Source organism: Ruegeria sp. SATB045 (assembly GCF_059613525.1).
This window is the reverse complement of sequence record NZ_JBXWSR010000011.1, coordinates 40658-67478: the sequence shown is the minus strand read 5'-3', so window position 1 is coordinate 67478 and position 26821 is coordinate 40658. Positions and strand designations below refer to the sequence as shown.

21 protein-coding genes and 1 pseudogene are annotated in these 26821 nt (G+C 57.2%); 6 read left to right on the top strand and 16 right to left on the bottom strand.

Annotated elements, in window-relative coordinates; translation table 11 throughout:
* Positions 1 to 84: 84 nt before the first annotated feature.
* Positions 85 to 786 carry a response regulator gene (locus AC2FNR_RS02010; RefSeq protein ID WP_170755879.1) on the bottom strand — a complete coding sequence of 234 codons (702 nt, stop codon included), beginning with the start codon at positions 784 to 786 and terminating at the stop codon, positions 85 to 87.
* 118 nt (positions 787 to 904) lie between these two features.
* Between AC2FNR_RS02010 and AC2FNR_RS02005 the strand changes: the two genes are divergently transcribed.
* From AC2FNR_RS02005 to AC2FNR_RS01990, 4 genes are all read left to right on the top strand, one after another.
* Positions 905 to 2083 (top strand): NapC/NirT family cytochrome c, encoded by a 1179-nt coding sequence (locus AC2FNR_RS02005; protein ID WP_496847800.1) that lies wholly within the window; start codon positions 905 to 907, stop codon positions 2081 to 2083.
* Positions 2076 to 2705, top strand: a complete 630-nt coding sequence (locus tag AC2FNR_RS02000; protein ID WP_170755877.1) for a TorD/DmsD family molecular chaperone — start codon at positions 2076 to 2078, stop codon at positions 2703 to 2705. The genes AC2FNR_RS02005 and AC2FNR_RS02000 overlap by 8 nt, the downstream gene beginning before the upstream one ends.
* 123 nt (positions 2706 to 2828) lie before the next feature.
* Complete coding sequence (gene torA / locus AC2FNR_RS01995; RefSeq protein ID WP_496847799.1) at positions 2829 to 5288, top strand: trimethylamine-N-oxide reductase TorA; 2460 nt, start codon at positions 2829 to 2831, stop codon at positions 5286 to 5288.
* A 61-nt stretch (positions 5289 to 5349) separates the two neighbouring features.
* Positions 5350 to 5967, top strand: a complete 618-nt coding sequence (locus AC2FNR_RS01990) for a hypothetical protein (protein WP_496847798.1) — start codon at positions 5350 to 5352, stop codon at positions 5965 to 5967.
* A gap of 5 nt (positions 5968 to 5972) precedes the next feature.
* Here AC2FNR_RS01990 and AC2FNR_RS01985 read toward each other — a convergent pair whose 3' ends face one another.
* The 6 genes from AC2FNR_RS01985 to AC2FNR_RS01960 all read right to left on the bottom strand — a co-directional run bounded on the left by AC2FNR_RS01985 (position 5973) and on the right by AC2FNR_RS01960 (position 13412).
* Positions 5973 to 6581 carry an Hpt domain-containing protein gene (locus tag AC2FNR_RS01985; RefSeq protein ID WP_496847797.1) on the bottom strand — a complete coding sequence of 203 codons (609 nt, stop codon included), beginning with the start codon at positions 6579 to 6581 and terminating at the stop codon, positions 5973 to 5975.
* Between the two features lie 14 nt (positions 6582 to 6595).
* A complete protein-coding gene (locus tag AC2FNR_RS01980; RefSeq protein ID WP_496847796.1) occupies positions 6596 to 8311 on the bottom strand; it encodes an ATP-binding response regulator in 1716 nt (571 codons plus the stop codon).
* A gap of 442 nt (positions 8312 to 8753) precedes the next feature.
* A complete protein-coding gene (locus AC2FNR_RS01975) occupies positions 8754 to 9722 on the bottom strand; it encodes an enoyl-CoA hydratase/isomerase family protein (RefSeq protein WP_496847795.1) in 969 nt (322 codons plus the stop codon).
* Positions 9723 to 9740: 18 nt separating this feature from the next.
* Positions 9741 to 10514: an enoyl-CoA hydratase-related protein gene (locus AC2FNR_RS01970; RefSeq protein ID WP_496847801.1), complete on the bottom strand. Its 774-nt coding sequence runs from the start codon at positions 10512 to 10514 to the stop codon at positions 9741 to 9743.
* A gap of 97 nt (positions 10515 to 10611) precedes the next feature.
* Positions 10612 to 11889: a CaiB/BaiF CoA transferase family protein gene (locus tag AC2FNR_RS01965; RefSeq protein WP_496847794.1), complete on the bottom strand. Its 1278-nt coding sequence runs from the start codon at positions 11887 to 11889 to the stop codon at positions 10612 to 10614.
* 23 nt (positions 11890 to 11912) lie between these two features.
* Entirely contained in the window at positions 11913 to 13412 is a 1500-nt protein-coding gene (locus tag AC2FNR_RS01960) for a CoA-acylating methylmalonate-semialdehyde dehydrogenase (protein WP_496847783.1), read from the bottom strand.
* A gap of 93 nt (positions 13413 to 13505) precedes the next feature.
* Here AC2FNR_RS01960 and AC2FNR_RS01955 point away from each other — a divergent pair, with 93 nt between their 5' ends.
* On the top strand, positions 13506 to 14423 hold the full coding sequence (locus AC2FNR_RS01955) for a LysR family transcriptional regulator (protein WP_496847793.1): 918 nt from the start codon (positions 13506 to 13508) through the stop codon (positions 14421 to 14423).
* Positions 14424 to 14539: 116 nt separating this feature from the next.
* Here AC2FNR_RS01955 and AC2FNR_RS01950 read toward each other — a convergent pair whose 3' ends face one another.
* The 7 genes and pseudogenes from AC2FNR_RS01950 to AC2FNR_RS01920 form a co-directional block, all read right to left on the bottom strand.
* A complete protein-coding gene (locus AC2FNR_RS01950) occupies positions 14540 to 15316 on the bottom strand; it encodes an enoyl-CoA hydratase (protein ID WP_496847792.1) in 777 nt (258 codons plus the stop codon).
* A gap of 41 nt (positions 15317 to 15357) precedes the next feature.
* Entirely contained in the window at positions 15358 to 16335 is a 978-nt protein-coding gene (locus AC2FNR_RS01945) for an NAD(P)H-dependent flavin oxidoreductase (protein WP_170356416.1), read from the bottom strand.
* A 216-nt stretch (positions 16336 to 16551) separates the two neighbouring features.
* Positions 16552 to 17001, bottom strand: a complete 450-nt coding sequence (locus tag AC2FNR_RS01940) for an AMP-binding enzyme (RefSeq protein ID WP_496847791.1) — start codon at positions 16999 to 17001, stop codon at positions 16552 to 16554.
* 57 nt (positions 17002 to 17058) lie between these two features.
* The gene (locus AC2FNR_RS01935) at positions 17059 to 18411 is read right to left on the bottom strand and encodes an AMP-binding protein (protein WP_496847790.1); all 1353 of its coding nucleotides are present in this window, start codon (positions 18409 to 18411) and stop codon (positions 17059 to 17061) included.
* Positions 18412 to 18574: 163 nt separating this feature from the next.
* Positions 18575 to 19878 (bottom strand): annotated as a pseudogene (locus AC2FNR_RS01930) (coniferyl aldehyde dehydrogenase).
* 668 nt (positions 19879 to 20546) lie between these two features.
* Complete coding sequence (locus AC2FNR_RS01925) at positions 20547 to 21626, bottom strand: Hint domain-containing protein (RefSeq protein ID WP_496847789.1); 1080 nt, start codon at positions 21624 to 21626, stop codon at positions 20547 to 20549.
* A gap of 271 nt (positions 21627 to 21897) precedes the next feature.
* Positions 21898 to 22575, bottom strand: a complete 678-nt coding sequence (locus tag AC2FNR_RS01920) for a type 1 glutamine amidotransferase domain-containing protein (protein WP_496847788.1) — start codon at positions 22573 to 22575, stop codon at positions 21898 to 21900.
* Between the two features lie 256 nt (positions 22576 to 22831).
* Between AC2FNR_RS01920 and AC2FNR_RS01915 the strand changes: the two genes are divergently transcribed.
* Complete coding sequence (locus AC2FNR_RS01915) at positions 22832 to 23413, top strand: TetR/AcrR family transcriptional regulator (RefSeq protein WP_496847787.1); 582 nt, start codon at positions 22832 to 22834, stop codon at positions 23411 to 23413.
* A 194-nt stretch (positions 23414 to 23607) separates the two neighbouring features.
* Here the strand turns inward: AC2FNR_RS01915 and AC2FNR_RS01910 are convergent, their stop codons facing one another.
* Together AC2FNR_RS01910 and AC2FNR_RS01905 are read right to left on the bottom strand one after the other, a co-directional pair.
* On the bottom strand, positions 23608 to 24075 hold the full coding sequence (locus AC2FNR_RS01910) for an NAD-dependent epimerase/dehydratase family protein (protein WP_496847786.1): 468 nt from the start codon (positions 24073 to 24075) through the stop codon (positions 23608 to 23610).
* A 144-nt stretch (positions 24076 to 24219) separates the two neighbouring features.
* Positions 24220 to 26733 carry a CoA transferase gene (locus AC2FNR_RS01905; RefSeq protein WP_496847785.1) on the bottom strand — a complete coding sequence of 838 codons (2514 nt, stop codon included), beginning with the start codon at positions 26731 to 26733 and terminating at the stop codon, positions 24220 to 24222.
* Positions 26734 to 26821 lie beyond the last annotated feature (88 nt).

Sequence of the window (26821 nt, the reverse complement as noted above, 5' to 3'; positions counted from 1 at the left end):
CCCATGATCGACTGATCCAAAGCACACGAAACACAAAAAGGCGCCCAAACGGGCGCCTTTCCGCGTTTCGCGGTAGGCTAATGGCTAAGCCCCCATGAACACGTAACCTACCCCGTGAACGGTCACCAGAATTTCGGGCGCTTTTGAGTTCACTTCAATTTTGTTCCGCAGCCGTCCAATTATCACATCTACGGTGCGATCAAAGGGTTGCCAGTCGCGACCTGATAGACAGTCCAGCAACTGATCTCGTTGCAGCACGCGCTTGGGGCGTTGGGCGAGATAGCTGAGCAGTTCAAACTCGCCTCGCGTGAGGTGAACGTCTTCTCCATTTGTTGCTGTCAACGTGCGTGCGCCGCGATCAAGAGTAAGCCCGTTGAACTCGAGCACCTCATCCTGTTCCGAATGAGGAACGGCCGGCATTGCGACCCTGTGCAGTATGTTCTTTGTCCGCACCAACAATTCGCGCAGGTTGACGGGTTTGTGCAAATAGTCATCAGCACCAATCTCCAACGCGACGATCCTGTCCACGTCCTCGCCGCGCGCGCTGGCGACAATTACAGGTACATCCGATTCTGCCCGCAATTCACGCAAAAGAGTCAGCCCGTCCTTTCCGGGCAGGCGAATATCCAGGACAACCAGATCAATCACGTGCCGCTTAAGTTCGCGCTCCATTTCGTCGCTGTCGTGGGCACGGACGACTCGGTAGCCTTCGACTTCATAATATCCTGCCATCGCCTCAAGGCTGGTTGGATCATCCTCGACGATCAGGATTTGCTTGGCTTGCATGTTGTCTGGCTCCGCTCGTTTACAAGACGTTTACATACTTTTACCAACCGTTCAAAGACCCAAAAAACCGTGTTTACAGCCCCCGCCTATGCTGACCGCATAATCGGAGGCGAAACAGATGATTGGACGAATCTGGCGAAAATTCTGGGGCCCTGCAGGTGCCCTGTCTTTTGGCTTCATCATGATCGGCGGCTTTATTGCCGGGGTCGTTTTTTGGGGCGGTTTCAACACCGCGATGGAAGCCACAAACGAAATGGAGTTCTGCATCTCGTGTCACGAAATGCGGGACAATGTGTATAAGGAATACAAGGAATCCCCTCACTTTATGAACGCATCCGGCGTGGGTGCGGTCTGTTCTGACTGCCACGTGCCGAAAAAGTGGTTTCCCAAGGTGATCCGCAAAATTCAGGCATCGCAAGAACTGTACGGCCACTTTGTAACGGGCGTTATCGACACACCTGAAAAATTCGAAGCCCACCGGGCCGAAATGGCGCAAAGCGTCTGGGCTACGATGGAGGCCAACGACTCGCTGGAATGCTGCAACTGTCACGCGGTCGAACATATGGACTTCAAACTGCAAAGCCCCAAAGCGGCCGAGCTGATGCAGGCCGGGTTCGAACGGGGTGACACCTGTATCGACTGTCACAAAGGTATCGCGCACAAACTGCCCGACCTGTCGCAAGGGTATAAGAAGAAATTCGAAGACCTGACAGCCGAAGCTGCCCATGGTGTATCCGGTGACGATCTGTACCCGATCAAAACTGTACCGCTCTATGAAACCGCTGCTGATGCGGCCGCAGGTGAAAACGTCATCGGTCAGGTTCTGGCTGCAACCCATATGCATGTGAAAGATCGCAGCAAGGGCGCACTGAATGTTCAGGTCGAAGGCTGGCAACAGGATGGAGTCGGACAGGTTGTCTATGCTCTGCGCGGTCAACGGATCTTTGAGGCGACGGTGAAGAAGGCCAAGGTTGACCTGGTTCAGAACCATGGCACCGAAACCGACCCGGATACCGATCTGGTATGGCACAAGGTCAGCCTGGACGGCTGGGTGGCTGACAAGGATCTGATCTCGGACGTGGACCAGCTGTGGACATATACATCCGAGATGTATTCCGCCAGCTGCGGCACCTGCCACTCGAAACCTGATCCGGGACACTCGTTGGCGAACCAGTGGATTGGCTCTTTGAAAGCGATGAAACGGTTCATCACGCTGGACAAGGAAGAATACCGTATTCTTCAGAAATACCTCCAGCTGAACGCCAAGGACACAGGTGGAGCGGGTAGCCATGGCTGATCGGTCCGAACCCCTGCCCCGCAGCGCAACCTATCGGTGGTTGGCACAGCTTCTGCTGTGTCCCCCGACCCGGCCCGAACTGCTGGCGTATCGCAGCGACGATGGTCTGAGATTCCTGGCAGAATGCACCACCTTTCCCGCGCTGAAGCCTCTGGTGCAGTGGATCACTGACGAGATGGCAGAAGGACAAGACCTGGACGCCCTGCACGATCGGATCGTCCGTGCCTACAGCCGGATCTTCGATATGGGCGGCAAGCACGGGGCACTGCCTTATGCCTCGATTTACCTCAGTGACAGCGGCCGGCTGTTTCAACAACCCGCCCGCGACATGGCCGCCCTTCTGCAAGAGCTGGACATGCGTCTGCCCACCGATCTGAAGGAACCCCCCGACCATCTGGCCGTTCAGCTTCAGGTCATGGCCGAGTTGCTGGACCGCGCCGATCAGGGGGACGACCTGCCACTGACACCGTCAGAGTTCCTGGACCGATACGTCCTGACCTGGCTGCCCCAATTCGCGCATCGCTGTGAGCAGCAGCGCGACCCCGCCCTGATCGCGGAAACCGCCCGCGCCGCTCTGGCGCTTGGTCAGGACAACGCTCAGGCGGCCCAAACCGCAGCGTGATCCGACCTGAAGGTCGGATCAGCCACACCGCACAGCGATCCCCTACACCCAAGACGGGGGGCCGCATCAGAAACCCGAAAGGCCAGTCCTTTCGACCCGTTTGACGAAGTAATGGAGGGAAGAATGTCCATTAATACATCCACCAAACTGTCACGTCGCAGTCTGCTGAAAGGGGCCACATCGCTGGGTGTCTTCAGCGCGTTTGCTCCGGCATTGCTGCATGCAGGTGCTGCCCATGCCGCAACCTCGGGCGAGGTCCTGTCGGGCTCGCACTGGGGTGCGTTCTACGGCACCGTTGAAGACGGCGTCTGGACCAAAATCCGCCCCTGGGAACAAGACCCCCATCCCAGTGAAATGCTCGAAGGCGTCATGGACAGCGTCTATTCGCCTTCGCGCATCAAATACCCGATGGTCCGCAAAGCCTATCTGGAAGGTGGCGCAGGCGCGAACCCCGAAGGCCGCGGCAACGAAGAATTCGTGCGCGTCAGCTGGGGTCAGGCGCTGGAACTGGTCACCAATGAACTCAAACGCGTCAGCGACACCTATGGTCCGACTGGCGTTTATGCGGGCTCGTATGGCTGGAAAAGCTCGGGCAAACTGCATAACTGTCAGAACCTGCTGCGCCGTGCGCTGAACGTGGGTCTGGAAGGCAAGTTCGTAAACAGCTCGGGCGACTATTCGACCGGCGCCAGCCAGATCATCATGCCGCACGTGATGGGCACGCTGGAAGTGTACGAACAGCAGACCGTCTGGCCTGTGCTGATCGAAAGCACGGACGTGTTGGTCTTCTGGGCCGCCGACCCGGTCAAAACCAACCAGATCGGCTGGACCGTAGCCGACCACGACACCTATCCCTACTACGAAGAGTTCCGCAAAACCGGCAAGAAGGTCATCGTCATCGACCCGATCCGCACGGAAACAGCCAAGTTCTTCGATGCCGAGTGGATTCCGATCCGTCCGCATACCGACGTCGCCATGATGCTGGGTATCGCGCATGAGCTGTATGCGCAGGGCTTGCATGACGCCGACTTCCTGGACGAATACACCGCAGGCTTTGAAGACTTCCTGCCCTATCTGACCGGCGAAAGCGACGGCGTTGCCAAGACACCGGAATGGGCTGCGGAAATCTGCGAAGTCCCTGCCGAGCAGATCAAGGAACTGGCTGCCCTGTTCGCCAGCAACCGCACCATGCTGGGTTCGGGCTGGTCGATCCAGCGTCAGCACCACGGCGAACAGTCGCACTGGATGCTGGTCACTCTGGCCTCGATGCTGGGTCAGATCGGTCTGCCGGGCGGCGGCTTTGGCCTCAGCTACCACTATGCCAACGGCGGCGCACCGTCGGCGGACTCGGTTGTTCTGCCGGGTATCTCGGATGGCGGCGCAGCGGTCGAAGGCGCAGCCTGGCTGACACAGGCCGGCGCGGCCTCGATCCCGGTCAGCCGGATTGTCGAAATGCTGGAACGTCCGGGCGAAGAGTTCGACTTTAACGGCACCCGCACCACTTTCCCCGAAGTGAAGATGGTCTACTGGACCGGCGGCAACCCGTTCTCACACCAGCAGGACCGGAACCGTATGGTCGAAGCCTGGCAGAAACTGGAAACGGTTGTTGTGCAGGACTTCCAGTGGACCGCAACCGCGCGCTTTGCCGACATCGTTCTGCCCGCCACCACATCCTACGAGCGCAACGATATCGAGCATATCGGGGACTACTCGCTCAAGGCGATCCTGGGCATGAAGAAGATCGTCGATCCGGTGTTCGAATCCCGCACCGACTTTGACATCTTCACCGAGATTGCCACTCGTCTGGGTGCTGGTGATGCCTTCACCGAAGGCAAGGACGAGATGGGCTGGATCCAAGGCTTCTATGAAGACGCCGCCAAACAGGGTCCGGGTAAAGGCATTGACGTTCCCAGCTTTGACGAGTTCTGGGACGCCGGTGTCGTGGTCTTTGACATCCCCGAAAGCGCCAAACAGTTCGTCCGCTATGCTGATTACCGCGACGATCCGCTGCTGGAGCCGCTGGGCACGCCGACTGGTAAGATCGAGATCTTCTCACGTAATATCGAGAAGATGGGCTATAACGACTGTGGTCCGCACCCGACATGGTACGAACCCGAAGAGCGTCTGGGTGGCAACGCGCCTTACCCACTGCACATTGACTCGGCCCACCCGCAATTCCGTCTGCACTCGCAACTGTGCGGCACGGTCACCCGCGAGAAATACGTGGTTGGCGGACGTGAGCCCTGCATGATCAACACGCAGGACGCCGCCGCCCGTGGCATCGCGGATGGGGATATCGTGCGTGTCTTCAACGATCGCGGTCAGGTTTTGGTGGGGGCCATCGTCTCGGACGATATCCGCCCCAACGTGATCCGCATCTTCGAAGGCGGCTGGTACGATCCGGTCAATGGCGGTGAGCTGGGCTCGCTGGACGCATATGGCGACGTCAACTGTCTGACTGTTGGTCGCGGTACATCCAGCCTGGCGCAGGGTAACTGCGGTCACACCGGCATGGCAGAAGTCGAGAAATACACCGGCGAACTGCCCGAGGTGAACGTCTTTAACGCCCCGGCAGAGGGCTGATCCTAACCTCCCTACTGGCGCGCGCTTTCGGGCGCGCGCCTTTTTCCTTTCAGGTGCCGAAATGTTTAATCTGTACCGACTCCTTATTCTTTGCGCGGCTCTTGGTTTGGCCGAAACCGCACAGGCCGACCCCGATCTGCAGTATCTGGATCAGATGGGCGCCATCCACCTTACCCCTTCAACCGATAGCAAGCCCGGTCGGGTCTTTGTCGTGACACCGCTGCACGTTCTGAGCCGTCAGGACGACTGGGTACAGGTCCGCATCACCGGCTGGACCCAGGCCGGGGCCGAACGCGTGATCTATGCGGCCCCCGGCATTCGTGTGCTGTCGGCCACCTTACCGAAATCGGCGGTGGGCGATCTGATCCTGACTGACACGCAGGATGACCCGGAAACTGGCCTGACATGGACCCGGACCGAGTTACGCGGGTGGCTACACGACCCCGCGCTGCAATCCGATCTGAACCAGATCTGGGCGCGCGCCGAGCCGCTGTTCGCCAAGCGCTGCACCGCCTGTCATCAACGCCGCATTCCCGATCACTACACCGCGAACCAGTGGACCAGCCACCTTAAGGTGATGGGGCCCCGAACCGGGTTGCCGAAAGAGGATCAGTTTCTGATCCGCACCTATCTGCAGCATCATGCGAAGGACAGCGCTCGACTGACGCAAAACCCATAATACAGTCAGGCCCCTGCTTTCGGGGCGTTTGACAATTCCTGCACCAGCTCATGCAACGCCTTGGTTGCGCGCAGACTTTCGGTCTCGACCTCGTTCAGCTTTTGCTTGATGGACGTTGCATTGTCGGTTTGTTTGCTGCGCTGGTTCAGGTCTTTGGCCAATGCAACCAACCGAGTGGCACCAACAAACCCTGCGGCTCCGGTCAATTGGTGGGTTAACTCAGCTATGCCTGAGTAGTCGCCCGCAATCAGTGCAGCATTCATTTTGGAAACCAAATCGGGACAGCTTTCAAAAAACCTGTCCGCAACCGCGCACCCCCTCTGCACACCGAGATCGGCAAAGAGCTGCCTTAGATTTGCATCTGCAATCGCGTTTTGAATCCACGCAGTTTCTGATTGAGTGTCATCAGCAGGAATAGCGCCGGATAAAGCAGCCCCAAGTTCAGCCTTGGTAAATGGTTTCTCCAAAAAACGGCTGATACCCGATTTACGCAGCATATTCAGCCCATCTTGCGGCAAAGCTGCAGTTGCGACGATTACTGGAATGCTATGACCGTAATTCGCACCGACAGACTTGACATGCTGCGCCACATCCAGCCCCGTATGAGAGCCCAATTGAAAATCGGTGACTACGACATCAAAATCGGATCCTTCAGAACGTCTCTGGCCTGAGCGAAACTGTTGGCAGTAACTACGTGATTTCCTAGGTCGCTCAGATAGCCCTCTATCACAGTGGCATTCAAGGGGTCGTCTTCGACAACAAGGACCCTACGGCCACTGGGTTGGCTGGAAATCTTTCCCGGTAGCACCCACATTTCAATCGCAAATGCACAGATACTGCCGCCCGTGGGATTCGGCAGATATTCCAACCGTCCGCCCAGAAAACTCACCAATCGGTGGCTGATCGCCAGCCCCAACCCGGTCCCAGTATTCAGCCCCAAATTGTCGCCCTGCGCGATCTGCGTAAAGGGCTCAAAAAGATCGGATACGGCGCTTTCCGGAACGCCGGGGCCGGAATCTACAATTTTGAATTTCAGGCGTGTTCTGTCAGGTGCTCCGCAACCTTCAGCCGTGACGTTGAGAACCACCTCCCCCTCGCCCGCGTATTTACGCGCATTGGACAACAGGTTCAACAAAACCTGCCGCAACTTGTGCATATCCCCGTTCAATTGTCGCGATACTTCGGGCGCGATCCGCAGCTTGAACTGCGACTGCTCCGAAGGCTGATGCAACCAAACAATCTGCGCAATAGAACTGCAAAGTTCATCAAGATCGAAATCCTGATCCACGCGTTGCAATGCGCCGTTTTCTGCCTTGGACAGACCCAGCACATTTTCTATCAGTGAGGCCAGAACCGTACCCGACGCCCGGATACTGAGTAGCTTGTCGTTGGTAGCCGGAGCCAAGTCTTCTTCCAACAGGCGGGTCAAGCCCAGAATACTGTTGATCGGAGTTCGGATTTCATGGCTGATTGTATTCAGAAACACGGTCTTGGCGCGGTCGGCCTCGCGCGCGGCATCTATGGCTTTCAGGTAGTCCGTGATGTCTTGAAGAATAATAACGCGCCCTGCAAATTTCTCACTGACATCAAGCATTTCCTGGATAGCAACATCGAAAGAGCGGGTGCCGTGTGGGGTATCAAGCACAACAGGTTCCAGCGACGGACCACGGGCGCTCAACAATTTCGCAACGACCTGCGACAAAGCCGCCGACTGAATTTCGGTGTAGTATCCGGCACCGGATTGCATCTTACCTAATAGAAGACGATTGGCCGCGACATTGACATGTGTGGGTTTGTTCTCGCTGTCCAGCAAGATCGCAGGCTCAGCTATACTCTCGAATACGGTTAGGTATTTGTTCTTTTCGTTACTCAACGATCGGTTAAGCGTCTGAAGTTCCTCTAGCCGATCAGAACTGTTCGTAGCTTGCCATGTCTTGATCAGACCGGTTTCCATAGCATCAAAAAGTTCCAAAATCAGGTTGCGTAGTTCCTCACGCTGATTGTCCGGGTTGGATTTTTCGACCACCAAGTCCAAATAGGCGTTTCGGTACAGCTTCATCAGCCCGACGAAGTCCACTATGTTTATCCCGCGCGCCCGATGTTTGAGCCCCTGTTGCACCCCAAACTCAGAAGCGTGATCCAGCATAGCTTCATGAGGCAGCGTTTTAGAATGAGCGGTTTCAATCAAATCGACCAGAGGTTCACTTAGCCCGATGACCGAAATCCTCCAGGCTTCACGCAGGGTGGATGAGAACTGAGTATAGTCCCTTTTATGCGCATAGTGGATCACCCGATCGGTCAGCCACTCGGTATGGGAATTTATCAGGTTTGAGACTTGCAGCATCACTTATTCCGGCTGTTCTTAGGCTCTGGCCTCATTGTAAATTCAGACACTGCCACGGGTCCATGCGCAGGATAGTCACAGCCCATAAACTCAATCGCGCGCCGTGTTTCATATCCAACAAGTAGCCGGCTCGGTGCACATCGTCCCAACCGTGCTGCGGTTAGTTCAGCGCGAGCGAGATCAACCGATCCTGTCCCGGGCCCTGACGCCACAATCGGTCGGGGGATTACTCATGTAACACAAGTAACCGATGAGGATTTACATTCAGATACAGGTATTCTTGCCCGACCTTGACCAGCACACCTTATTCTGAAGGTTTTCCGAGAAACGATCAGCCAAAGCACATCCGGCCAAGCCGTCCGTCACGATCATGTAGTTTAATTCTTTCGAACCTTGGGTCATCACCGCCCCTCGTGTCGTCAGAAGGGCGGTACCTGTACTTTTAGTTACTCTGTGAATGCCAGTTCGGGCTGTGATCCTTGTCGACCAGCACTGCGCGGACACCTTCGATCAGATCGGGGTGGCGTATGGCCATCCGCATAGCTTCGAATTCCTGTTCCAGACATTCGGATAAAGTCAGATGTTTTCCATTGCGCAACAGGTTCAGGGATTCCAGCAAGCTACGCGGAGACGCCTTTCGCAGCGCCTTCAGAGCCGCCTCTTTGCGTTTGCTGAGGCGTTTTTGAAGGCATTCGGCAATGGTGCTTAGCGATGTGGGACTGAAACAGCCGGTCGTATCGGACAACATCAATATACTTGGTTGATTTACGTTCGTGACGCACAAATCAGTCAGGATATCGTCGATCGAGTGGTCTGAATGACACAGGGCCTTCATCAGTGCAGGCAGGGATTCTGTCGCCGTCATATGGGTCGAAATCCCAAGTCCATGCGCATCAAACCCACGAACCGAGGCCCCGGTAAGGCCCATCCAGACACCGCAATGATGCGGCATACGTGACAGGAAATAGCTGCCGCCCACATCGGGAATGAACCCGATTGCGGTTTCCGGCATGGCAAACAGTGCACGCTCGGTCGCGATACGGTAGGCTCCGTGCACCGACAACCCCATACCGCCGCCCATGCAAATCCCGTCAATCACCGAGATATAAGGTTTGGGAAACCCAGCGATCCGTTCGATCAGGGCGTACTCCTCCCGAAAAAACTGCTCGGCCTCGTCCAGCTGCTCGGCGAGAACCAGCTCGCGCACCCGGCGCATGTCGCCCCCGGCACAAAAGGCCCGGTCGCTGGAGGATGTCAGAACCACGCAGAACACGGCCGGATCGTCCTGGAACTGGTCCAGGGCCGCGTCTATCTGATGGATCATCTCAAGATTCAGGGCGTTCATCGCCTCGGGGCGGTTCAGGCAGATGATGCCTGAACGCCCTTGTTTTTCAACATTGACCAGTGACATGGCTTGTTTCGCCATGCCTCAGCGGTTGCGGAATACGGGTGCCCGCTTGGCGATAAACGCCGCCATGCCTTCTTTCTGGCCATCGGTCGCGAACGCTGCCTGGAACAGGCGGCGTTCATGCAGCACGCCCGGGGTCAGCCCGGTCTCCAGCGCGTTGTTCACTGCTTCTTTGGCCATAGCCACGGCGGGAGCGTTCAGACCGGCGATCTGATGTGCAGCCTCCAGTGCAGTTTGCAGCAGATCTTCGGTAGGAACCACGCGGGCGACGATGCCCGATTCCTTGGCTTCGGCTGCGCCAATTGTCCGCCCGGTCAGGATTAGGTCCATCGCAAAGGCTTTGCCAATCGATTTGGTCAGGCGCTGAGACCCCCCGATTCCCGGCAAAATGCCCAGTTTGATCTCGGGCAGACCAAATTGCGCGTCTTCGCTGGCGATGATGAAATCGCACATCAGCGCCAGTTCGAACCCACCACCCAGCGCAAAGCCGCTGACCGCCGCGACAACCGGTTTCTTGATGAACCGCATCTGATCCCAATCGGCAAAGATATCATTTGCCAGCAGGTCTACCAGATGCTTTTCCGCCATTTCCTCGATATCGGCACCCGCAGCAAAGGCACGGGGGCTGCCGGTGATGACCACGGCACCGATGCGGTCATCGGCGTCGAATTCCTTGAGGGTCTGCATCACCTCGGCGGCCAGTTGCAGGTTCAGCGCGTTCAGGCTTTTGGGCCGGTTCAGCGTGATCAGGCCAACACTTTCGCGACGCTCGACAATGATCTCCTCCAGTGCGATGCGCTCGGATTTGGCTGCGGGTGCGGCTTTCTTGGCGGTGTCGGCGGCTTTGGCCTTGGTCTTGTTGGTCGTCATGAGTTTTCTCCCGGAATCTGATTCAGTTCTTGAGACCAAAATCGGTCCAGTTAGTGCCCTCGGCGGGCGCTTCATCGCTGTGCTTGGCCTTGGCCGAGCCGTTCTGATCGTAGGATTCGAAATCCGCCATCTTTTCAGCCAGAATCGCCTCGCGGTGCTGGTTCAGCCCCGGCGCGACCTGCGGCTGGTTAGGGTCCATATCCTTGTAGGCCGACAGCTTGATCGGGTTGCCGGCGGTGCGGAACGGCTTTTTGCCCTTACCCTCGACCTGCACGATCATGTTGCGCGACAGCAGTTGCGGATGGTCCAGCAGCTTGTCGATGGTGTTGACCGGGCCGCAGGGCACACCGGCCTCGTTCAACGCGTCCAGCCAGTGTTCCATCGGCATTTTGGTGGTAACGGCTTCGATCGCCTCAACCATCTTGGGACGGTTGCGCACCCGCAGATCGTTGGACGCAAAATCCGGATCCATCGCCAGATCGGGCGCGTTCAGCGCATCGGCCATCAGCAGGAACAGCTGGTCGTTCCCGGCGGCGATGACAAAGCGTTCATCCTTGGCCTGAAACGTCTCGAACGGGGCCAGCGAGGGGTGGCAGTCGCCGGTGCGCGTGGGCACGACGCCTTCGACATCATACCGCGCCAGCGCGGTTTCCATCAGCGCTGCCTGACAGTCCAGCATGCCAATATCGACCCGCTCGCCTTGTGCGTTCTTGGTACGCTTATACAGCGCCGACAGGATGCCAATCACGCCGAACAACGCCGCGCCCAGATCGCCAAAACTGGTGCCGACGCGCGCCGGGCGCTCGCCGGGCCAGCCGGTCAGGCTCATGACGCCGCCCATGGCCTGCACGACCATGTCATAGCCGGGCAGATCGGTCATCGGACCGGAATGGCCAAAGCCCGAGATCGAGGCATAGATCAGATGCGGATGCGTCTTGGCCAGCCGTTCTGCGCCATAGCCAAGGCGGTCCATCACGCCGGGGCGGAAGTTTTCGACCAGAACATCGGACGTATCCAGCAGGCGTTCCAGCAATTCACGGTCGCGGGGCGATTTCACATCCAGAACGATGCTTTCCTTGCCCCGGTTGAAGCACATGAAATAGGCGCTTTCAGCGTCGATAAAGGGGGGAAAGGCGCGCGTGTCGTCGCCTGTCCCGAATTTTTCAACCTTGATCACCCGCGCCCCCAGATCGGCCAGCACCATGGTGCAATAAGGCCCCGCCAGCACGCGCGAGAAGTCAAGAACGGTGATCCCCGACAGGGGACCGCCTTCCAGTTTTTCGTCTTCGGGTTTTTGCATGGTTCCTCCTCCCAACCAGACAATCAGCGCGCGACGGGCATAGTGAACTCAGCGCCTTTTGAGATGCTTTCAGGCCAGCGTTGCATGATGGACTTCTGCTTGGTGTAGAAGCGGACGCCCTCTTCGCCGTAGGCGTGGGTGTCGCCGAACAGGCTCTTCTTCCAGCCGCCAAAACCGTGCCAGGCCATCGGCACTGGGATCGGCACGTTCACACCAACCATGCCCACCTGAATCTGACGCCCGAACTCGCGCGCGGCGTTGCCGTCACGGGTGAAGATGCTCACGCCGTTGCCGAACTCGTGGTCGTTGATCAGCTGTACACCCTCGGCAAAGCTGTCGACGCGGATGCAGGACAGAACCGGGCCAAAGATTTCCTCTTTGTAGATCGTCATGTCCTTGGTGACATTGTCGAACAGCGTGCCGCCCATCCAATAGCCATCCTCATGACCCTCAACCGTATAGCCACGGCCATCGGACACCAGCGTCGCGCCTTCTTCAACGCCTTTGGCGATGTAGCCGGTGATCCGCTCATGCGCCGCCTTGGTGACGATCGGACCCATCTCGGCATCCATCTCGACCCCGTTCTTGACCTTGAGGCTTTTCAGACGCTCCGCGATCATCGGCACGATCTTGTCGGCCACGTCGCCTACCAGCGTGGCCACCGAGATCGCCATGCAGCGCTCGCCGGCCGAGCCATAAGCCGCGCCCATCAGCGCGTCGACGGCCTTGTCCAGATCGGCATCGGGCATCACCAGCATGTGGTTCTTGGCCCCACCCAGCGCCTGCACGCGCTTGCCGTGACGGGCGCCGGTCTCGTAGATGTAATTCGCAATCGGGGTCGAACCGACGAAGGAAATCGCCTGCACGTCGGGGTGCTCCAGCAGCGCGTCCACGGCCACCTTGTCGCCCTGCACCACGTTGAAGACACCATCGGGGAAGCCGGCCTCTTTCATCAGTTCGGCATACATCAGCGACGGCGTCGGATCGGTCGGCGAAGGCTTCAGGACAAAGGTGTTGCCTGCCGCGATGGCGACCGGGAACATCCACATCGGCACCATCACCGGGAAGTTGAACGGGGTCACGCCCGCCACCACACCCAACGGCTGGCGCAGCGTCCAGTTGTCGATGCCGGTCGAAACCTGATCGGTGAAATCGCCCTTGAGCAGCTGCGGGATGCCGCAGGCGAACTCGACGATATCGATGCCGCGCTCAACCTCGCCGCGGGCGTCGGTGAAGACCTTGCCATGCTCGGCAGTGATGGCGCGGGCCAGCTCGTCCTTGTGCTCGTTCAGCAGGTTCAGGAACTTGTTCATCAACCGCGCGCGGCGGATCGGAGGCATGTTCGACCACGCCGGAAACGCCGCCTTGGCCGCCGCAACCGCCTTGTCCACATCCCCAACCGAGGCCAGATCAACCTGACCGGTCAGAGCCCCCGTCGCCGGGTTGAACACGTCCTGAGTGTTGGTGCGCGCACCACCATAAACCTCGCCATTGATATAATGACCGATTGCAGTCGTCGTCATGGATGCCTCCTCCTTGGGTCGACCTCAATCTGCCAAATCCAAACAAAACAAATCCAATGACTAATCATACCAAGTGATATAAGCAGCGTTAATATGAGACCAATTACCGACATCCGCATTTTGAACGCTTTTGTCGCTGTTGCGCAGGAAGGCAACATCTCGCGCGCGGCAAAGCGCCTGCACCTGACCCAACCAGCCGTCAGCCTTCAGCTTAAAAGACTGGCCGAAGACACCGGGTTGGAATTATTTCACCGAACCTCCAAGGGTGTCGAACTGACACGCGACGGCGAAGCGCTTGTGGCCAAGGCCGAGAAGGTTCAGAATGCGATATCCGAATTTGGCCAGACAGCGCGGCGGATCAATGGCAACGTACGTGGGTCCTTGCGCCTGGGAACAATCGTCGACCCCGATTTCATTCGCTTGGGTACGTTTCTGGCTGCGCTGGTGGATGGGTATCCTGATCTGCAGACCAAACTGGTTCACGGGATAAGCGGTGACGTGATCAATCGGCTAATCAACGATCAACTGGATGTCGGCTTTTTTCTTGGGGAATTGGAAGACTTTGAGCCCAAGACCGAAGACCAGACCGGCTCGCTTTTTTATCAGCGAGAACTGACCAAGTTCACCTATCGCGTCATCGCGCCCGCCGGATGGCGAAACCGTATTCAGGGAAAGGACTGGACCGAATTGGCCACAATGCCTTGGATTGGGACACCCCAAAATTCCGTTCATCAACGGCTGCTTACCAGAATTTACGGTGATCTCGACACTCAACCCGAACCGGTTTGCCTTGTCGATCAGGAGCCATCGATGCTGGCAATGGTTCGGTCCGGCATTGGCCTCAGCCTGTGCCGAGAATCCATTGCACTGGAAGAAATGCAAAACCGAGGGCTGGCCGTCTCAGATCGCGTGAGAATCGAAACCTGTCTGCGGTTTGTGACATTGTCCGCCAAGAAAAAGGACCCGAATGTCGAAGCGGCTTTCGACGCCCTTGACTCGACCTGGAGCTGACCGCTGCATCTTCACGATTACGCGACGACATGTGCAGCCACAGATAAAGATATCCATGCGGCCGCACACGCCCGAATCGCGGGGGATACGTCGCCAGCTCCCCGGCAGCTTTTGGCTTATTTGAAGACCGGTTTGCGCTTTTCTACGAACGCCGAGAAAGCTTCGCTGAATTCATCGTTTTGCAGCGCTTCTCCGAAGTCTACCAACTCTTCCGTCACCCGGCTCCAAAGGTCGCCGGTCAGAGGGCGACGCAACAGTGCTTTGGTTTTCATAACCGCATTGGGTGGCAGCTCGCCGAGTTCAGCAACAGCCGCGGCCACGGTTGTTTCCAGATCTTCCGGGCTGACGACCCGGCTAACCAGTCCTGTTTCCAACGCTTCCTGCGCCGAGAACATCCGGCCGAGCAAAAGCAACTCGGCGGCCTTAGCCTGCCCCATCAATCGCGGCACGATATAGCTGGAACCAGCTTCGGGCACCAACCCGAGGTTGACGAAGGGCATACGAAACAGAGTTTCTTCGGCCACGTAGATCAGGTCACAATGCATCAACATTGTGGTCCCGACACCGATGGCGACACCCTCAACCTGAGCAATGATCGGCTTGGGAAACTTTATCAGCGCTTCCAGAAAAGCAACGACCGGAGGATGATCGCCGGACGCAGAATTGTGGAAATCGCTCACCATGTTGCCGCTGGTAAAATCCCCATCCGCGCCCCGCAGCCAGACCACCCGGATGTCCGGGTCATTCGCCGCGTTGGTCAGCGCGTCGGCCAAGCCAAGATACATCGCACGGTCGATCGCGTTTTTCTTGCCCGGATTCGACATGGTAATGCGAAGGGCTGATCCCAGTTTTTCCGTAATTACACCTGGCTGGGTTGCGTTTTCGTCGGTCATTCTGCGCTCCTACCGCTGGTTGGTTTCTTATGTCGGGTCTATTAGGCGTTGTTATACCCGGCGAGGCGATTAGCGATGATCTGATCAGCCTCAGACATAATCCGATCCAGCAGCTCCTGACAGGATGGGATGTCATTGATCAGGCCCACAACCATGCCACAGGACCAGGCGCCAATATCCATGTCCCCGTCCTGCATGACACGTGGGTAGACACCAGCCACTTCATCAATGATGTCCTCGAATTGGATGGCATCGCCCTTTGCCTTTTCAGTGGCCAGAATACGTTCGACCGCCGGGTTGGTCAGAACCCGTTCCGTGTTGCGCAGCGGACGCATGACCAGGCGTGTGTCCAACTCGGTCGCGGCGACGATGGCATCTTTGACGTTCTGGTGCACGGGGGCTTCTTTAGTGGCCACAAAGCGGGTGCCCAGATTGATACCCGACGCGCCCATCGCCAGCGAGGCCACCAGCGAACGACCATCCGCCTGACCGCCGGACGCGACAAATGGGATTTCCAGCTCATCTGCAGCGCGAGGCAGCAGGATCATGTTGGGCACGTCATCCTCACCCGGATGTCCGCCGCATTCGAACCCGTCAACCGAGACGGCATCGCAGCCGATTTCCTGCGCTTTCAGCGCATGGCGGACCGAGGTACATTTGTGGATCACCTTGATCCCGGCATCCTTGAGATACGGCATCACCTGCGACGGGTTGCGCCCTGCAGTTTCAACGACGGTGACGCCACCTTCGATGATCGTCTTGATGATGGCCGGATAGTCCGGCGCATTGACGGTGGGCAAAAAGGTCACGTTCACCGCGATGGGCTTGTCGGTCATGTCCTTGCAGCGCGCGATCTCATTGGCCAGATCGGCGGGTGTTTTCTGTGTCAGCCCAGTGATCGTGCCCAGCCCGCCCGCATTCGAGACAGCGGCAGCCAGTTCGGCAAAGCCCACATAATGCATCCCGCCCTGAAGGATCGGGCGTTCGATGCCAAAGAGTTCGGTGATTTCGGTTTTCATGGCCGCAGCCTCCGTGATGATTCTGGCGCTGGTTTCGGTTTGAGTGCGAGAGAACATGTCGCTGCACACAATAAAAGCGCCTGACAGATGAACGTTGCGTCGAGAATAGGATCGACGTGAGTTTGGGGGAATTCGGCATCTGTTACGATCTGGAACCGGCCGAGTTTTGAAAAGGGAAAGGCACCATGGGATGCCTTTTTCCATTGACTTGGGTTACTAGATTTCGACCGTCGCCGAGAACAGATACTCGGCCAACGCATCCTGTACCCTTGTGACATCCGAGCGGTTTTCTTCAGGCAACGTTACAATCACATGCATACCGCGTGCGCCGCCATCGACGACCTCGATCTGCGCCTCTGGCAACTTGTGTTCGTTCTGAATCAGATCGGCCACGGCGCGTTTTGCCGCCTCAAGGCGCAGGCTTGGCTTGTAGATTTTGCCCACCGTCGTCAGCGGGACCTCATCCACGATGAAAATCTGTTTCGGCCAGGCTGGGCGTTCGTCAATATGCGCGTGCGCGTGTTCCTGCAGCTCATCCGTTGTGACCTCGGCACCGTCGATCAGCTGCACGAAACACACCGGCAGCTCTCCGGCATAGGCGTCGGGTTTGCCCACGGCAGCAGCGATGGCCACGGCGGGGTGATCGGTCAGGACATTTTCGATCATGGCCGGGTCGATATTGTGGCCGCTACGAATGATCAGATCCTTAGACCGGCCCGCGATCTAAATCCGCCCATCCGCGTCTTTGTATCCCAGATCGCCCGAGTTCAGGTATCCGCCCTCGAATACGCCCGCATTCTGGCTCGCGTCGCGATAGCCGGGCGAAACATGCGCGCCCTTGATGGCGATCACACCGATCTCGCCCACGTCGCAGGTATCGCCCAACGCGCCCTCTGCCGTCAGGCGCAGAATATCAACCTGAGAATAAGGCAGCGGCCAGCCGACCGAACTGACGGCCCCGGCACCCGACAGCGGATCAATACTGACCAGCCCCGAAGCCTCGGTCATACCCAGAAGTTCAAACAGGGTCGCACCTGTCACCTCGCGGAAATGCGCCCCGACCGCAGGGGGCAGCAAGGCCGCCCCGGTCAGACCGGCGCGCACACGGCTGAGGTCATAACCGTCGGCCGGAACCTGCAGCACCGCACCCAGCGCCGTCGGAACACCGCCGACCAGAGTTACTTTGTACTGCTCCACCAAACGCCAAAACCCGGACACAATCGCCGGAGTGCGCAAGCCACCGGGCGACATAACGACCAGCTCAACCCCGCGCATGAACGCGCTGAGCCCTGCGGCAATTGTTCCGGCCACGTGGAACAGCGGCAATGTCGCGGTCAACACGTCGTCGGGGCGGTATCCGCACATGGTTGCGCCGCCAAACGCCGCCACCAATTGCCCGCGATGGGTATGGGCCACCAGCTTGGGCACGCCCGTCGTGCCACCCGTATGGAAATAGGCCGCCACATCATCACCCGAGCGCGCTGCACCAAAGGTCAGGTGATCCATGGGCTGGCCTTGGATGGCTTCGGCGAAGTCCACCACATCTTCGACCGGCGGCGTCCCCGGAGACGCGATGCGCACCAGGATCAGGCCGGGAATCTGATCCCGAATTTCCAGCGACTTTTCCCAGATATCCAGCTGCGGATGCGGTCCGAGCGTCACAAGAATTTTCGCCTCGGAGGCGCGCAGCAGGTCAACGATGCTCTCGACCTGCAGCAAAAAGTTGATCGGCACCGCGTAACCGGCCGTTTCGGCGCCCCACAGGGTCACGTAGGTTTCGATCAGCGAGGGCAGCATATAGGCAACGCCAGGCGCGGGGCCGCCAAGATCGGCAAACATATTGGCCGCGCCCCGGATCAACCCCAGCAACTGACCATAGGTGACCCGGCGCGCCTGTTCGTCTTCGGCGCCGGTCATCAGCATAGTCAGGGCGGTCTTGTCGGGATAGGCGGCGGCGCTGGCCTCGAACACCTCAAGAATACTGCGTTCGGGCAGACGTTGCTCCAGGGTCAGATCGGATTCCAGCCGTTTGATATCCTCAAGGGTTCGTACAGGTTGATCGCTGAATACAGCCATGTAGTGTGCTCCTCCAAAACACTGCGTTTTGTCAAAGGCGCGGCGGACCGCCGCTGCCATGTCGTGATGACCCGGTTCCCCCCACAACCAGACAACCCGGACCATCTGCATCTTTGGCTGAGGGAGAAAACCAGTGCAGATGGTCCGGTTCTGAGCTGCGCGTTCAGGGTTTTCTGAAGCGGCGCAGTTGGAAATTGACCAGCAGTTTGAACATCTTGTTGTCCCACGGCGCGCCGACGAACTGGTTGCCGTCCAGCTTACCCTTGCGCACAACGCCCTTGGCTTTCGAGAAGTTTAGGAACCCTTCCTTGCCGTGGTAATGCCCCATCCCAGACGGGCCAACGCCGCCAAAGGGCATGTCATCAACGGCCACATGGGTGACAACCTCGTTAATGCAGACACCGCCCGAGTGGGTTTCGTTCAGAATCTTCTCGCCGCGGGCTTTGTCCCAATCGAAGTAGTACAGCGCCAGCGGGCGATCGCGGTCATTCACATAGGCAATCGCGTCGTCCAACGTGTCATAGGGAATGACCGGCAGGATCGGACCAAATATCTCTTCCTGCATCACGCGCATGTCTTCAGTCACATCTGTTACCAAATGCATCGGCAGTTTGCGCGTACCTTCAAAGCTGTCATTCGACGGATTGAACGCTGTGACTGTGGCCCCTTTGGCCTTGGCGTCCTCGATATTCTCTACCAGCCGGTCGCGCTGACGCTCGGTGATGATCGAGGTATAGTCCTTGTTCGCCGCAAGCGTCGGATAACGGTGTGAAAACGCTTTGACGAACGCTGCAACAAAGGCGTCCACCTTGCCACGCGGGACCATCACATAGTCGGGTGACACACAGATCTGACCTGCGTTCAAACCCTTGCCAAACACGACCCGCTTGGCGGCTTCTTCGATTTCAAAGTCATCATGAATGATGACCGGAGACTTGCCCCCCAACTCCAGAGTAACCGGCGTCAAGTTCTCGGCTGCGGCGCGCATTACGATGCGCCCAACTGGGGTCGAGCCGGTAAAGACCAAGTGGTCAAAAGGCAACTTGGTAAATTCCGTGGCAACGCTGACATCGCCATTGATCACCACAACCTCTTCGTCGGTGAAATGCTTAGAGATCAATTCGGTCAGTAAGTCAGCGGTATTGGCGCAAATTCCGACGTCTTGATCATCGCCCGGTTGCCTGCGGCCAGCGCACCCACCAGCGGCGAGAGTCCGAGGAAAACGGGGAAATTCCACGGCACCACGATGCCAACCACTCCCAACGGTTGATAGTGGACCTTGGCATGCGCCCCCATCAGCATCAGCGGCAGATGGCGCTTGGACTGCCCCATAAGCTTGCGCAGGTTCTTGCGGTAATATCTGATGCCTTCCAGAATTGGCAGGATTTCAGCCAGCATCGTCTCGGCATGGGCGCGGCCATCGAAGTCCTGATCGACCGCGTCGATGACCTTGTCTTTGAATTCCATCAAACCGGCGTGCAACCGGCTCAGTCGGTCTACCCGCTGCTCGTAGCTTGGTGCAGGATCGGCACGGTAAGCTGCCTGCAGCTTGCCAAGTACCGCAGAAAGAGCAGGTCCGACCGGTTCGATTTCAACGACGTTTTGAACAGACATGAGCTTCGTCCTCCGTTAGCATTGCCGAGATTATTTATTGAGTTTGGCCCCGTAAATATTGGGCAAACATCGATACTCGTTAAGAGTTCGGCAGGACAGATTGTTGTCCGCTCGGGACAAATTCACCACTAAGACCCACGCACGACGATTGTGAGAAATAGGGCATCCACGTCTTCCGCGGCTTCAGTACACGGCGTGCCACACCTCGACTATTTTCGTTTAACAGCCCCTTAGTCGCATTTTTGCACAGTTCCGGCCTGAGACATTGGCAAGACAATCGGATCGCACCGACAGACGGCCAATATCCGTAGGTATCAGAACGTCAAAATGGGTTTTTCGTTCCTACCATGCCGCTCGACAATGCGCTTTTGATGCTGAGTCGATGGAATAGGAAACGCAGGCTTCCAATGACCAATCTCGAGGCACAGTTCCGGAAAGATCGTCAAGATTTCCTCACGTTGAGCGGCGGTCAGTGAAAGCATTGCTTGTGCGCCCGGCAACATCGTCTCGGTCGGTGCGCTTTAGGCAAATATCACCTCATGCCGATCGCAAAGGATATGGAAATAGCTGACCTCTTTTACGTCGTCGGCCACTTCGATACCGGGCAATTCTGTCAGTCGGAACGCCGGAATCAAGACATCCTGACTCTCAGTTACCCGCTGTGCAATCTTCGATGAGACCTTCATCCGATGCTGTCGCGATACCAAAAGGTCTTTTGCAGGCAAGGCTCGACCAAGAGCACCAGCCTGGATACGGACCGGCAACAGCTTGGGATTGGCCAAAAGCTCTTCCAGTTTCACGACACGTGAACCTATCCACCGGATCGCTTCGTATTCACCCGAGTCGGTCAGGACCCGATCCCCTACTGAAAGGTCCTTTATCGCTACCTGGCCTTGGTCCGTCGCAATCATCGCGTCGCCTTGAATGCAGACAAAAGTAGCCGTGAGCGTCGCATCCGAAATCTGAGTATCGCCATCAAGAAAATTACCGGAAGTCAGCCCGATGAAAACCGAACGGTCATCCGTAAGAAAGCTGTCTAGCTCCGCCTCAGTGAATGTTCGTGAACCGACCTGTGTCCCGTCAATTGACCATGTCATTGTCCGCGAACTGGCATCCCAACTGATGACGTATGAGTGTTCGTTGCCATCATTCAAATCGACCGGCAGCGCATTGTTCGGCGCCGAAATATCACTGGAGGATTGAAAAATGTTTCCGTCTGTGTCGACGATATGGCTATGGTTGTCCGAAGTTTCGTCACCCCCGGTTGCGGCGTTATTTAAAAACGTGTCGAATTCGATCCCAATACCATCGTCAATTCCCCCAGTGCCGATTTGCCGACCAACCCCACCCAATGCGTTCGCACCGTCAGCGTCGTTGTGAAGCACAACAGAAAACCCGTCTGCACCCGTTAAAGTAGCATTCAATGTGAACGTAAAATCTTCGTTCAAGGAAATCTGCTGATTGTAAAAGGCGGATCCAATAGACGGATCACCACCAGGCTCTTCAACAGAACCATCCAGCAAATCCAGATCATCACCCGCGCCCATGGCGTCCCCGTTCAAGGTACCATTTTCAGTGTTCAAAATGATCGTCGAGGGCATGTGTTTCTCCTCACTGCAGAGCACTGCGAAAGGCGGCCCTGAGTTTTTACAACGCAGTTTCTATCGATTACAGCGGCTTGGATAAAATACAATTATAAAAAGACACTTACGCTTTACGGTAAGTGAATCGGCGAATCCTTGCAACTGACGAAAACGAGATTGGTGAACAGGTGACAAACTGGCGAAAGTCCGGGCGTCATAGAATGACTTAAGAAACAGTAAGACGGAACAAAAGTATCAGGGCCGTCCAAAGGCGGCCCTGAAGAAATGGTCAGCTTACAGCAGCCAACAAAATTGCTGCCGCATCTTCCGATGACGCAGGATTTTGGCCAGTGATCAACAACCCATCTTCGACGACGTGCGGCATCCAATCCTCCCCAGAAGAAAATTCGGCACCGTTTCCCTTGAGCATATCTTCAACTAAAAAGGGTACGATTTCAGTCAATTCCACAGCAGCTTCTTCAGAATTTGTGAAGCCCGTCACAGTCTTGCCCGCCACCAGCGACAGGCCATCAGGGCCTTTGACGTTTTTCAAGACGCCGGGGGCATGGCAAACCAACGACACAGGTTTACCAGCACCATGGAAGGCTTCGATCAGGGCAATCGACTTCGCGTCTTCGGCGAGATCCCACAATGGGCCGTGGCCGCCAGGATAGAAGAGCGCGTCATAGTCTTCTGCATTGACGTCCGCCAACTTTTCAGTCGTCGCCAATTGAGCCATTGCCTCTGCATCTGCCTCAAATGCCCGTGTGGCATCTGTCTGGAAACCTTCATCTGCGCTTTTGGGGTCAAGAGGCGGCAATCCGCCCTTGGGAGACGCCAGTGTGATCTGAGCTCCTGCGTTTTTGAAAACGTAATAAGGAGCCGCCAGCTCTTCGAGCCAAAACCCGGTTTTCAGCCCGGTATCACCGAGTTTGTCATGCGAAGTGAGAACCATCAGGATTTTCATGATTATGATCCATAAATGTTGCTTATATGTGTGTCCGCCCTTCCTTGGCCTGCAGCAACGAGAGGAGTGAGTCGCCACAGGGTAAGGTCGGTGAGCACTTCAACTATCCCTTATTAGACCGGTCGTCTAGTCATATTTTTCTGGACCCAACCATACTGGCAAAGAATATTTTTGTGCCCAACTGAGATATTGCGAACAGAGACGATTGTTATTAGACTGTTCGTCTAGTGAAATCAAATTCGCCTGAAGTAAACACATGAACACACGGTCTAATATCGTTGCAGCGGGCCAGACCCTGATCGGCCAAAAAGGTTTCAGCGCCGTAGGGCTTGCCGAAATCCTGAAGTCAGCCGGCGTTCCCAAGGGGTCATTCTATCATTTCTTTGTGTCTAAGGACGCATTCGGCGCCGCCGTATTAGACGATTACTTTGATGCCTATCATGCCGAAATGGACGAGATGTTTGGCATGCAAGGGCTCACGCCGGGCGAAAAACTCATGCTGTATTTTGCCAACTGGCGCGAACACCAGAGACTTAACGACTGTCAGGGCAGATGCCTGGCCGTCAAATTGGGAGCAGAGGTTTCAGACTTCTCAGAGACCATGCGTCATGCGCTAAAGCAAGGAACGGACGGCATTATCTCGCGCCTTGCAAATGTAATCGAAACTGGAAGGGAAGATGGTTCGCTGCAGCCTCCATCGTCCAGTGAAGATGCCGCCGCCAATCTGTACGCTCTTTGGGTCGGCGCGAGCATCATGGTCAAAATCTCACGCGAGCAAGACGCCTTCGACGCGGCACTGTTAAACACGCGGCAGATGTTGAAAATGGCTGCGAGCTGACACAGGCCTCATATACTTTCTAGCTTGTCACTGGTGTACACGGTGACTCCGTTCGCGGCGGTATGGGCGATTGTACCCACTGCCCGCGCGACCTGGCTGGTCTTGATGGGTCGATATTTTTTGAGTGGACCACATAGAAGAAAATTAAAGTGAGGCATAATGCGACCGGCCCATTTTTCTTTGAACCGATGGTCCTAGCGATCACCCAGCAACAAAGATGGTCTAAGTATATCGACAGAAGGATACCCAATCCTGGCGAGGTCACGTTCTGTCTCGCCTTTGACATGTGCATAGTAACTGGTAGACCCGATCCTTGCTCCCATTGAAGACACTAAAAGACACCGCGTGGCCCCCTTTCGATACGCAATTCGGGCGCATTGCAGGACATAGTCATGGTCGATCTCGCGGAATGCCTCACGACTCCCGGCCACTTTCTGAGTTGTTCCAAGGCAACAAAACACTGTGTCCGCACAAAGGCTCGCGGCGACCGCTTCGATAGAACCCTTGTCCGCCAGAACCTGGACAACCTTATGTCCTTCGTACCTAATTGGCTTGCGATCGACACAAACAACGCGTTCCCAGCGTTCGTCACGTATTAGCAAGTCGACCAGTGCTCTGCCGACAAGTCCGGTTCCTCCAAAAACAAGAGCAGTCCCAGACATGAACGGAACCTTCAGCACCCATGGTTTGGGTTATGGTTTTCGTTCGATAGACGATCACCGGTCAGTGACGCTAAGGAATAACCGAACATCGGCGCGCGAACCTAAGCGGCACCTTGGGATCAAGATACCGCTTAGGTCTTTTTATTAACTGGGCAGGTATTCCCTGCTCCAGCTCTCGCTGACCGTGCCATCGTTTAACATTCCGTCAATCGCTGCGTCGTCATAGCCCAGCTCCTGCAGAACCGCCCGCGTGGACGTGCCGAATTTCTCGGCCGGGTCCAGCGCATAGACCGTTCCGCGCACAGGGCGGATGGCAAAGGGGTCCAGCTGCGTGACCGTGTGGCCGCTGGGGTGATCTTCGCGAACCGAGAAGGAATAGCTGCCCCGGTCGATCCCCGGCGTGCCATCCGCAGGCCGCGCGTTGTAATAGCGCAGCGACTCGATGTTTTCGCAGATCGTTCCACCCACATCCGCTGCCTGCAGACGTTCGGCCCAGTCGCTCGCGCGGGCCTGATAGAAGGCGTTGGCCAGAAAGGCGTCGCGGTCCTCGGGGGCGACCTCTTCGAACCCTTCCAGACCCTCGACCGAGGCCAGACGGAGCACATCGTGCTCATAGGCGCTCAGCAGGATGAAACGGTCGGACGAGGTGTAGTAAAAGCGCGTCAGCGCGTCATAGCCGTTGAACTCACGGCCCGCCGGTTCGTCAAACAGGCCCCGGCGTTCATGGTCATAGCAATAGGGGATCTGCGCCAGACCGCTGAGCACCGCCAGCGAGGTGCGCGGACGCCCGACCTGACCGGTTTTAAGCTTTTGGTACAGCGCCGTCGCCACACCAAGCGAGCCGCCAAAGCCGCACATGACGTCAATGGTGCCCACATGCGCGTGTTCCTCGGGCGTCTCCATCGAGCCGCCAAAGCGCAGCATGATGCCTGTGGTGGCCTGCACCAGATCGTCATAGCCCAGATAGTTCGACCGCGGGCCCCGGCGGACGCCGCCAAAGCAATCCATCTTACAGAAGATCGCATCAGGGTTCAGTTTCGCTAGGTTTTCGCGGTCCAGACCCATCGACTGCACCTGCGCGTCGGTTGCGTTCCAGACGATGACATCGACGGATTTCACCAGTTTCTCAAAGATCTCGCGACCTTCGGGTGATTTCATATCCGCCAGAACCGAGCGTTTGCCCGACCCGTGGGTCAGGCTGAAGATCACCGTGTTCCAGCAGTCATAAAACGGCTTGGCCGGGTCCAGCTTGATCACCTCGGCCCCGAAACGGGCCAGATAGGACACGGAATGCGGCCCGGCAATCACGTTGCACAGGTCCAGAATGCGGACGCCGTCCAGCCAGCCGGTTTTCTCTTCTTCGGGCACCGGGTCGGGCACCACGGTTTCATGCGCGCGCAGCGAGTCCAGAGCCGTGTCGAAATCCACCCATTCCCGGCCGCGCGGTTCGAGCATTTCTTCGCCGCTTTCCTCAAGCCAGACCATCGGGCCGGGCTGGATCATGGTGCCAAACTCGGGGTCTTCGACCTCGACCATCAGACCGGCGGTTTCGGCGTGGTCATCGTGAATCCACTCCTGCAACCAGCGCTGGGGCGCGCCGGGGAATTTGCCGCGGCCGAAAATCCGCTCCCATTCCTTTGAGGTCCGTGTCAGGAACACCTCTTTCATCCGCTCGGCGATCTTGTCGGCCCATTCCTTTGGCAGCGGATAGACGCCCAGCGACACGTCGTTCTTCCACTCGGACATGGGCAGATAGGTGTCTTCTTCCTCGGTCAGCCCTTCCTCGACCAGCTCATCATAGATGCCAAGCTTCTTGAGGCAGCGCTTGGCGTGGTCCTTGTGGCTAGGGCAGACCACATAGAACATCCGCCCGTCTTTACACTTGTAGGACCGGTAGAACGGGTCCAGCAATTCCTGCAGGTCTTCGTAGCTGACATTCATCGGCAGACCTTCGACTCGGCGCCGCTCGATCTCAAGCTCGCGCTGGGTCTTATAGCGGTCGGGATAGTCCTCGATCTTGATCGAGTTATAGCTCAGCCCTTCCATCACGGCCGAGGCCAGCGGCACCTCGATCTGGTCGCCATACCCGGTACGCTCGCGCGATTGCAGCGCCAGCACGACCGAAGAGGCGGCCAGCATCGTGCCATAGGCCGAGGCCAGCGGCAGCGGCGAAAAGGACGGGTTGATCCCCATCAGCACCCGGTTCAGGCCCATATCGGTGAACACGCCCGAGGACGCAGCGATGACGCTTTCATAGGCCCGCCATTCGCGGCGCAGCTCGTCATTCGAGGCAAAACCGGGGATCGACAGAGTGATCAGTTCGGGGCGGGCTTTGCGCATCTCGGCGAAATCCAGACCCATGCGGGTCATGGTGCCAGGACGGAAGCATTCGACCAAAATATCAGCCTCGGCGATCAACTGGCGGACCTGATCCATACCTTCGTCGGTTTTCAGGTCCAGCGTCACAATCTGTTTGTTGCGGTTCAGCGTCGCATTGGCCGGGCTCTCCCACAGCGGACCACCGGGGACTTCCACCCGGATCACGGTCGCGCCGAAATCGGCCAGCACCATGGCAACGGCCGGGCCAGCGATATATTGACCAAAATCGATCACCTTGACACCGGCAAGCGGTAGCTCCGTGGACGTGTGACGTGTCATGTGCAATATCCCTGCAAAATGTCGGACCCGCAGCCCGATATGACGTGAAAAGCCCCGGGTCCGCCCATGAACCCGAGGCCAGATGTTT